This window comes from Methanobrevibacter sp. (assembly GCF_045126245.1).
Lineage (GTDB): Archaea > Methanobacteriota > Methanobacteria > Methanobacteriales > Methanobacteriaceae > Methanocatella.
This window is the reverse complement of record NZ_JBGVOG010000104.1, coordinates 1-2,372: the sequence shown is the minus strand read 5'-3', so window position 1 is coordinate 2,372 and position 2,372 is coordinate 1. Positions and strand designations below refer to the sequence as shown.

At 33.4% G+C, this 2,372-nt stretch carries 3 protein-coding genes and 2 pseudogenes; all 5 read right to left on the bottom strand.

What is annotated here, in order from left to right; translation table 11 throughout:
- A pseudogene (locus ACJMLZ_RS07650) lies at nucleotides 1-317 on the bottom strand (phosphoglycerate mutase); the annotation flags it as partial.
- A gap of 29 nt (nucleotides 318-346) precedes the next feature.
- On the bottom strand, nucleotides 347-1,366 hold the full coding sequence (locus ACJMLZ_RS07645) for a homoserine dehydrogenase (protein WP_405305030.1): 1,020 nt from the start codon (nucleotides 1,364-1,366) through the stop codon (nucleotides 347-349).
- 9 nt (nucleotides 1,367-1,375) lie between these two features.
- Nucleotides 1,376-1,861: an amino acid-binding protein gene (locus ACJMLZ_RS07640; protein WP_405305029.1), complete on the bottom strand. Its 486-nt coding sequence runs from the start codon at nucleotides 1,859-1,861 to the stop codon at nucleotides 1,376-1,378.
- A gap of 11 nt (nucleotides 1,862-1,872) precedes the next feature.
- Entirely contained in the window at nucleotides 1,873-2,088 is a 216-nt protein-coding gene (gene gatC, locus ACJMLZ_RS07635; RefSeq protein ID WP_405305028.1) for an Asp-tRNA(Asn) amidotransferase subunit GatC, read from the bottom strand.
- 69 nt (nucleotides 2,089-2,157) lie between these two features.
- Nucleotides 2,158-2,372, bottom strand: a pseudogene (locus ACJMLZ_RS07630) (asparagine synthetase B); the annotation flags it as partial.

Sequence of the window (2,372 nt, the reverse complement as noted above, 5' to 3'; positions counted from 1 at the left end):
ATTTCACCATTTTCACTGTATATGGTATTGCATCTGAATATCACATCACATGGTGTTGTTGGAATTCCCTCACTGCCCGCTTCAAGAGGTCCCCTCCCTGTATAGTAACAGGCAGGATTGAATCCGAAAATGCTCATATTTGCCACATCAGAACCGGGATCATATTGCTCCGGAACATTATTTGTAAATCCTCCAAAACCTTCTCTGGCCAATTTATCAATATTTGGAGTTTTTGCTGCCATTAAAGGAGTTTTACCATCTAATTCATCTAAAGGGTAATCGCTTGACCCATCCGGGATAAAAATTACGTATTTCATGTTATCAAAAAAAGTAAAAAAGTAATTAATTAGTTTTTATTTTTTAAAATACTAATTAAATCAGTCAACATCGCAGAAGCGGTTTCAAGTGAACCTGCTCCAAGTCCAATTACAGATACCTCATCGGCAAGGTCAGTTTTGATTGTAGCCATGTTCAAGGTTCCGCTTACATCATAAGAGCTTCCTCTTTTAACCAAACGTGGAGAGACCTGTAAATTATCAGGAGAGACTTCAGCTATCAATTTGATTAGATAATCATCTTTTTTGGCCAGCTCAATAGCCTGTGCATTGATATTTGAAATGCCCTCTACCTTAACGTCACTGTAAGTTGCATCAATTCCTAAAAGAGAGTTAGCCAAAATTACAGTTTTACATGCTGCATCAATACCTTCAACATCCTGAGTCGGATCGGTTTCAGCTATTCCAAGCTCTTGTGATTCCTTTAAAATAACTTCATAGTCTGAACCTTCTGAAGTCATTCTTGATAAAATGTAATTGGTAGTACCATTCAGGATACCTTTAATTGATTTGATTTCACATGACGCCAATGTATCCCTTGTGAAATTAATAATAGGCATTGAACCGCCGACACTGGCTTCGTATTTAAATTCAACGCCTGCCTTTTCAGCAGCTCCAACAACTTCTTTGAATTTGAGTGCTAAATGACCTTTATTTGATGTTACAACATCTTTACCTTGTTCAAATGCTTTGAATGTTAATGATAATGCAGGTTCTGCATCTTTGATATTTGTAGGAGTTGCTTCTATAAGACAATCATATTCAACGGCATCCAAAACATCCAGACCATTGATATCGCATCCAAATTCAGGATAAGCGGATAATTTTCCTTCATTCTTTTTAGTTTCAACAAGCAATTTCTCATCCAATCCATCCTGTGAGATTGCAGATGTAGATGAGTCTGCAGCTGCAACAACTTTAACAGCCACACCAGTCTTATCTTTAATTAAATCTTTTTTCATGGAAATTGCATTGGCTACACCTTGACCTACTGAACCAAATCCCATGATAATGACTCTACATTCATCCATAATAATCACTTAAACTTCATTAATCACTAGTAACTCTTTTTCTTTAGCAATTTCTGCAATTCTATTAAATACTGTTTGCTTTTTACCAACATCTGCTTCAATATTAATCAATGCAGTAGACTTTTCTTCACCGTTTAACTTAATATCAAATGCAACAATTACAACGCCTTCAAGTGCATTGATTCTATCCATAGTGTCTCTTAAATCCTGATCAACAATATGGCCAAATAAAATAGTAGTTATTTTTTCTTTTTTAATGACTCCATCCATTTCAATAATGGTGAAACCTAACTCTTCAAACTTATTAACCACATTTTTAAGATCTTCCTGTTCTCCTTCTAAAGTAAGTTGAACTGGAACCCTACCATCATCATTTTTATAGTCTCTCTTGTGGATAATGGTTACTAAATTAACACCGACAGTGCTGATTGGCTCCAATACTTTAACTAATTGTCCAGGAGCATCTAAAAGTTCTAGAACTAAATTTATTCTCATATAAATCACTCTTAATTAGTCCAATCTGCAATTTTAACTTTAAGATTTCCATCTTTGTCAATATTAGCATTTCTCAATATCTTTTCAGGGTTTTTCTCATGAGATTTATCTTCGCGTGTTAAATTTAAGTTATCTGTAATATACCAGGTTTCATCTGTATCTGGAATGTCTTCTAATGTTTTTGAAAATTTTTCTATAATTTCTTCTGCATCTTTTTCGATTGACATAAAATATAAACTCCTAAATTTAATTAATAATATTAATATTTTGTTTTTAGATATTAATAAAGTTAAAGATTATTTATTCAAATAAGAACTAATATCAGTGTCTTTTAAAATCTTTTTTCTTAAGATTTTATCAATGCCTGTCCCGTATTGGGCCGCTTTTTTAGGCCTATATGCTATATCATAATCCAGACCTTCCTCAAAAGCCAATTTTCTTAAAAAGCTTTTTCTCATATCATCATGCATTGAAACTATCTTTTTGTTATCAGGAATATTCAATACCAGTT